This window comes from uncultured Clostridium sp. (assembly GCF_937920395.1).
GTDB lineage: Bacteria > Bacillota > Clostridia > Clostridiales > Clostridiaceae > Clostridium_AD.
Map to the genome: position 1 here is coordinate 1 of NZ_CALEVF010000327.1, position 6,382 is coordinate 6,382.

General features: G+C 28.3%; 9 protein-coding genes and 1 pseudogene. 1 reads left to right on the forward strand and 9 read right to left on the reverse strand.

Annotated features, from left to right (window positions below; all coding sequences use genetic code 11):
* From Q0649_RS20035 to Q0649_RS20070, 8 genes are all read right to left on the reverse strand, one after another.
* The coding region (locus tag Q0649_RS20035) for a hypothetical protein (RefSeq protein ID WP_367179422.1) at nucleotides 1-269 on the reverse strand (269 nt) is incomplete at its 3' end.
* A gap of 105 nt (nucleotides 270-374) precedes the next feature.
* The gene (locus Q0649_RS20040; protein ID WP_298846007.1) at nucleotides 375-1,295 is read right to left on the reverse strand and encodes a DUF2357 domain-containing protein; all 921 of its coding nucleotides are present in this window, start codon (nucleotides 1,293-1,295) and stop codon (nucleotides 375-377) included.
* Nucleotides 1,296-1,515: 220 nt separating this feature from the next.
* Nucleotides 1,516-3,471 carry an SEC-C metal-binding domain-containing protein gene (locus Q0649_RS20045; RefSeq protein ID WP_298846010.1) on the reverse strand — a complete coding sequence of 652 codons (1,956 nt, stop codon included), beginning with the start codon at nucleotides 3,469-3,471 and terminating at the stop codon, nucleotides 1,516-1,518.
* Nucleotides 3,472-3,567: 96 nt separating this feature from the next.
* Nucleotides 3,568-4,122, reverse strand: coding sequence for an ATP-binding protein (locus Q0649_RS20050; RefSeq protein WP_298846013.1), 555 nt, complete (start codon nucleotides 4,120-4,122; stop codon nucleotides 3,568-3,570).
* Between the two features lie 115 nt (nucleotides 4,123-4,237).
* Complete coding sequence (locus tag Q0649_RS20055; RefSeq protein ID WP_298846015.1) at nucleotides 4,238-4,402, reverse strand: hypothetical protein; 165 nt, start codon at nucleotides 4,400-4,402, stop codon at nucleotides 4,238-4,240.
* Complete coding sequence (locus tag Q0649_RS20060) at nucleotides 4,395-4,484, reverse strand: hypothetical protein (protein ID WP_298846026.1); 90 nt, start codon at nucleotides 4,482-4,484, stop codon at nucleotides 4,395-4,397. The genes Q0649_RS20055 and Q0649_RS20060 overlap by 8 nt, the downstream gene beginning before the upstream one ends.
* 5 nt (nucleotides 4,485-4,489) lie before the next feature.
* On the reverse strand, nucleotides 4,490-4,798 hold the full coding sequence (locus Q0649_RS20065) for an FtsX-like permease family protein (protein ID WP_298846018.1): 309 nt from the start codon (nucleotides 4,796-4,798) through the stop codon (nucleotides 4,490-4,492).
* A gap of 50 nt (nucleotides 4,799-4,848) precedes the next feature.
* Nucleotides 4,849-5,730, reverse strand: a complete 882-nt coding sequence (locus tag Q0649_RS20070) for a hypothetical protein (RefSeq protein ID WP_298846020.1) — start codon at nucleotides 5,728-5,730, stop codon at nucleotides 4,849-4,851.
* 252 nt (nucleotides 5,731-5,982) lie between these two features.
* Here Q0649_RS20070 and Q0649_RS20075 point away from each other — a divergent pair, with 252 nt between their 5' ends.
* Nucleotides 5,983-6,117: a hypothetical protein gene (locus Q0649_RS20075; protein WP_298846023.1), complete on the forward strand. Its 135-nt coding sequence runs from the start codon at nucleotides 5,983-5,985 to the stop codon at nucleotides 6,115-6,117.
* Between the two features lie 113 nt (nucleotides 6,118-6,230).
* Here the strand turns inward: Q0649_RS20075 and Q0649_RS20080 are convergent.
* Nucleotides 6,231-6,382, reverse strand: a pseudogene (locus Q0649_RS20080) (IS110 family transposase); the annotation flags it as partial.

The following is a 6,382-nucleotide window of genomic DNA, read 5'->3' on the forward strand; positions in this document are numbered from 1 at the left end:
GCTAGTATTTCTTTTACATCTTTTCTTCTCTTATCCGGTAGCCTACTTGAAAAGGCAGGAAACATATCATAACTTTCATAAACTTCATTTATATTTGCAAATGCTATTAATGGTTTAAACCCATTCTTAATTGCATTATCTAGCTCTTTAATTCTATATTTGAATTCATACTTACCATTTTTTGACAAATCTCCAATTATATATCTATTTTTTGTCTTATAATCTTTCCAAATTAAATAAAGATATTCTCTACTATTAATTCCACTCATTCTTCTGCCTCCTCTTCTCCATAATATACATCTATGATTTTTTTTCTTATCCGTACTAAAAAAATATATAATAATTCCTTAATCATTGGGTTAATTATTGTATCATCATATCTCTGCAGCTAGATATGTTCTGCATAGAAATCCATATGCTAGGTTATATATTTCCTCGTTAACGTCTCTTAGTATTGCTTCATAGTCTTCTTTATAATCAATTTTACTAGGTAGTACCTCTATAATTATCTTCATATGAATATTCCCATTTACCTTTACATAAAGATCTGAGTAACCTATATCTCCTCTGAAATTAATTATTCCACTTATGATATTTCCACCTCTACCTGTGGGTGTTACTTTGTTTCTAATATTAGTATTTTCATGATAAAACTCTATATCAGTTTTATTTTTTCTTTCAATTACTATTTCATAATTAGTGTATTCTTTGAAATAAAGACACCGACTAGTCTCTTCTACCTGTTCTTTCCCTTCTACCATAATAGTGAGTGACTTTGACTCGCCATAACCAACACCACCACTATTTCCTTTAATAGAAAAATATACTTCTTCTGTTTCTATAAATAACAGCTCAGAATTGTATCTTAAGTCCACCTTATTGAATTCTATAGTATTAGCCCTATCTAATACCTTTTTACTAAAAGAAAAGGTGGTTTCATCCATATTTACAGTACCAATTATATATAAGTTTTGTGGAATATAAACATCACCGTATTTATCATAGGCTCTTTCATCTTTTCCAAATTGAGCTCTACTTAATAATCTCTGAGTGATAATTTCATCATCTTTTATATTTCTTGTTTCCATTGATGATAGAATATCACTGAAATAATACTCCACTCTCACTAAATTCATTTCATCAAGACATAAAAAATAAGGCTTATCTATGTTTTTCATGGCCTCATAAGCAGCATCAATAATAATGCCTGGAACAAATTTATTTTCAATGTTTCTGTAACCTAATAGATCTGTTGCATCTGACCAATCCGGTCTCACAGAAACTAGTTGAATCATAACCTGCGGTGCTGCAAAAATATTGAAATCCCTTTTATATTGTTCTATGTTTTTATTCTTTAATAAAATCTTAGTTTCATACTCATTTTAGCAATTGTTTCCAAGGGTCAGGTACCCTACATAGTTTAGATGTGAAGCAGACAATCTATGTTGCTGATTTTCATTGGCTGGGACACTGCCACTTATAGAAGATGGCAGACTTAAAACTTCCAAAATGTTGTTAAAATAACTGAATAACCTTAGATCCACAACATTTTTTATATTTTTTACCACTTCCACAGGTGCAAAGATCATTTCTTCCTATCTTAGGAGTGGAAGTATTATTATGTTCTGAATTTAATTCATTCAAAGTATATCCTTTTAGTCTCCAAAGTCTAGTATTATTTATAAAATTATTTATTTCTACTAAAAATTTCTGAAGCTCATTTTCACTTATGTCTCCCAATGCGTCTATTATGTTCTCTACTACCTCTTCTCTTTCATTTTCTTGAATATCATTATACAAATTAATTATAGTCATTTCAATTTGTGTATCTTCTACTTCCCAATTATTCTTCAAATATTTTTTTAATCTCATGGCTATTTTGTTTTTAATTAAATACTCATCGCTAGCAGTTTCAAGTAACTCATCCTTTTTTATAATACAAAAATCCCTATCACGTGAAATATTATCTCTTGTATTGATAATAGTTACAATATCTTCTGGGGGAGCCATTATATTACTAGCTATATTACCTTGTAGTATATACTTATCATAATACTCTTCACCGTTTACAATCACTGCGTAAATATCAGCTTCATCTAAAGAATAATCAACATAATTATTTAGCATTTTTATAAAATCACTTATAAATAGCACACCATAGTTATAGGTCATTCCACAAAACAACTTTATTAGTTCTGTATTCTTAGATAATACTTTTCTATATTCTTCATTATCTATAGATTTTATAACATTTACTATTTCATCTGGCATAATCAAATATATACCGTCTTCTTTCATAGCTGCAAATACAAATCCACATTCTAAAAAATATTCTGGAGTTAATGTGAACTTATCATCTTCAAAAGACATATACCCCTGGTTTTCAGCTACACTTTTTAAAAATTCATACCTTTCACTATCCATTAAGTATAGTGCCTTTGTTATTTTCTCTTCATATACCTCTAAAAGTATTTCTATTAATTGTCCTTTATTAAACTTAGATACCTTCCCAATATTTAGAATAGATGTTATTTTTAATAATTCAGCTTTTGTATTACATTCTAATAATTCTCTTAAATCATGTGTAAACTTTCCTCTTTTTAATCTATTTAATAATTTTTTTGCCTTATTTCCAACTTCTGAATTTATATCATCCATTGTGCCATCTAAAAAGGATGCAAAATCCTCTTTTAAATTATCTACATCGAATTCACCATCCGCTATAAATGGAACTATATTCTTTGTTATCTTTGTTTTAGTTTTCTTAAACTTAAATTTATTTCCTGGCAAGTACTGCTTTTCAGTATCTCTATCCCCTTCATATCCACAAACTCCATCTCTAGGAGAATTTGTATATTCAAATTCGCCCACCATATCAGCGTCTTCATCTATACACTCTTCACAAAAATACTTTTCTTCTTCATAATCAAAGTACTTTGCCTTTTGATTACAAATTGCACAAATATTTTGAATTTCGTCATTTCTAGCGAGTATTTCTATTTTACTATGATTTTCCCCTGCCACATACTCATCTATAACCTCAAGTTTTAATGAAGTAGTAGAACCAAAATCATAATCATATTTAAATTTATCACCAACAGAAATTACCTGTCCTAATTCAAAATCCATTGTTTCAGCTTGAGTAAAAGATTCAAATTCCTCGTCTGCTGAGGAGTCATAGTTTACATCATCAATAATGAAACAACTCAAGTGTCCACAACATTCTAACCAAATATTTCTCAAAAAACTATCTAGATTCTTTAAAGTTAAATCTATGTCTATAGCTATATACAAACTATATTCTTTTGATCCATACTGTGGAACTATAGATAAAATATATTGACTCTTAGTTTTTTTAGAACTCGCGATAGATTCTTTTATTTTTTCTTTCCTAATGCTACAGCCTTTAACATGTTTTTTAACAGTTCTTTCTGATAATTTCTCGTTGCAATAATAACATTTACCTTTCAAATCATATCTTCTCCATTTCTTTTTTTGATTTAATAGTATCATTATGTCTATTATAGAATTATACACTAAAAACTTTATATTATAAATAAATTGAATTTATATTGGAAGTCCAAAGCAAATAATAGTTCCATTTAATGAAGATTCAACGCAATTTATAAAACCCCCGTGAGCCTCAACAATATATTTAGAAATGGAGAGACCAAGACCGGACCCGGGAATGTTTTGATTTCTGCATTTCTCGGCTCTGTAGAATTTATTAAATATATATGGAATGTCAGCTGTTGAAATTCCTATTCCTGTATCTTTTATGTATACTTTAAGATAATTACCAGTCTTTTTAAAATATATTGAGATTATTCCCTCTTCTCTTGAATACTTAATGCTATTTGAAACTAAATTGTACATAACCTGGGAAAGTCTTTTCTTATCACCATTTAACAAAAGGTCAGGTATTTCATCTGGGAATATAAAATGAATTTTTTTGCTAATTATCTCTATAGATAAATCATCTCTCATGGCCTCAAAATCATGACAAAAAAGGCCCATCTCTGTATCATAGTCATAATGGATCTCATATGAAAAATCGCCCTTTAAAATTTTACGGGCACTTTCATGAACTGATGCTAATGGTAATAAAACATCTTTTTTCAAAAAAATATAGATAAAAAAATCAGTATACTTATTATAACTAAAGAGATGATAATAGGTAGTATATCTATAAAGGTAGCTACCTTAGATGAAACATCTAAAAAGTCCTCCTTAGGGATTAAATTTTTAAAGAATTTGTTAATAATCTACCCTTATTAACTGTAGGATAAAAATCGTTTTTATTATATACAAGATTTGTTGAATAAATGATTACAAAAACTACTAATATAATTACAGACAAAAGAAAAGCTCTTATTTTTAAAGCTATGCTTTGGTTATTCATCCAAAGTTTCCTCCCATTTGTAACCAACTCCCCAAACAGTTTTAATGTAATTTATATTATGTTGAGAAAATTTCTCGCGAATTCGATTTACATAAACTCAGTAGGCTTAGTATTTTTTATAGCGTTGCAACTTATAAATGTGATTAAGAATATTAATACAAACATAGCGCTTATTAATAGTAACATTGTTACTGGTAATACTATTAACACATCCAATTTATTAATTACTGATGCGATAATAGGTCTTGCTATAGTTACATTTAATATGATAGAAATAATTGTGCTAAACACTGTTAATATTAATATCCTATATAGGTATCGATTTCTTATTTCTTTAGATGTAAATCCTAATGCCTTCATTATTCCAAAATTCCTCTTATTATCTCTAATATTCATTATTATAATGTTTAATATAGTTATAGAACAAAAAGCTATAAATACAACAATTAATAAATTGAAAAACCAAGAGCTTTGTATATTCCAATAGATTTATACTCTTCCAAAATATTATTCCATAAAATAAATCGCATAAGAAACACTGAACCAACAAACACTAAAATTGAAGCTAATGTTGCAACACCACCTATCATAGAAGGAGCCATCGTGGCGCTTAATATTATCATTTCATTATCCATAATAAATCCACCTACTTTTACAGCAGCTATCAAATCCTTTTCTACATTAGAAACACTCGCCCCACTTTTAATATCTATAAATATTAATGATGTTTTCCTAAAAGATGAAAAACCCTCTGCACTATTCTTGTTGGTATATAAATTAATTAAACCCATCGTAGAAGAAGGCTGAATAGAGTCATTAATTAATGAAGAAACCTTTAAAGTGACATCCTTAGCTTTTGTTTTAAAGGTTAGGGTATCTCCAAGGTGAATATTGTAACTATCTGCTTGAAGGCTCGTAATCCACACTTCGCCTGCTTTAGGATAATTTTCATTATTTGATGAATCACTTTTATTTAAACCGTATGGAAGATTTTTGCTGTCTTCTATAGGAACTACATCGTACATTGAAATTTTTAAATTTGTACCATTATGATAAAGGTCGTTACCAGAAGTGAACGCCTCAATAGTTTTAATATTCTTAACCTGTGCATTACTATTGCCCCACTTGACTACGTTATTTGTAGAACTTTCATTAGCGTTATAACAAACTATATCGTAAAACTTATCATTAGAATAAAATTTATTAACATACCCTTTAATTGAGGTTAACATGGATAAGCTACTTGTAAATATTAAAGACGATAAAAATAATAACGATCCAATTAAAAAGCACTGAAGTTTTTTCTTTTTCAACTTTTTAAGCCACATTTAAACACATCCTTTATTTAATTATATAATACCTAATATAAATTAAAGAAATATATTTAAATTATTAATGAAATCTTACAATTCAAGAACAGTTCACTTTTCTAACTTTAGATATTCAATTAGTAAGAAGACCTCATTTCTAATTTTCTCCATAAGTTGGAGGATAACAATTAAGAATTGTTATTTACCCCAGAGAATAGCTCCTCTATTCACGGGCATACTATCTATAAATTTAGAAAGAAGGAATTTAATATGATACCACCCGCAATATATATATTAATAATTTCATTAATAGGATTAATACTACTTTACATATTTAACAATAAATTAAAAACAAGTACAGTAACTATGAGTGAATATACAATAGGCATTAGACCAGCTAGTTAAAGTCAACTATTTATTTTAAAATTGTTTAGAGTTATTTAGATTAATTTCGGGCACAACAAAAAGATCGTTTAAAAAGACGAACGATGGTAAAAAAAGGGAGGTAATAAAATAAATTAGGCAGCTATAATAGTTTTGTTTTCTAAAAACATTTTCTGGTGTATTTTGGGATCTCTAACTTGATACTCTTGTTGATTTCTTAAAACAGCAAACAGGTATTTAATAAGCTTATGCATAATTGCAACCAAAGCAACTTTTGCCTTTTTGC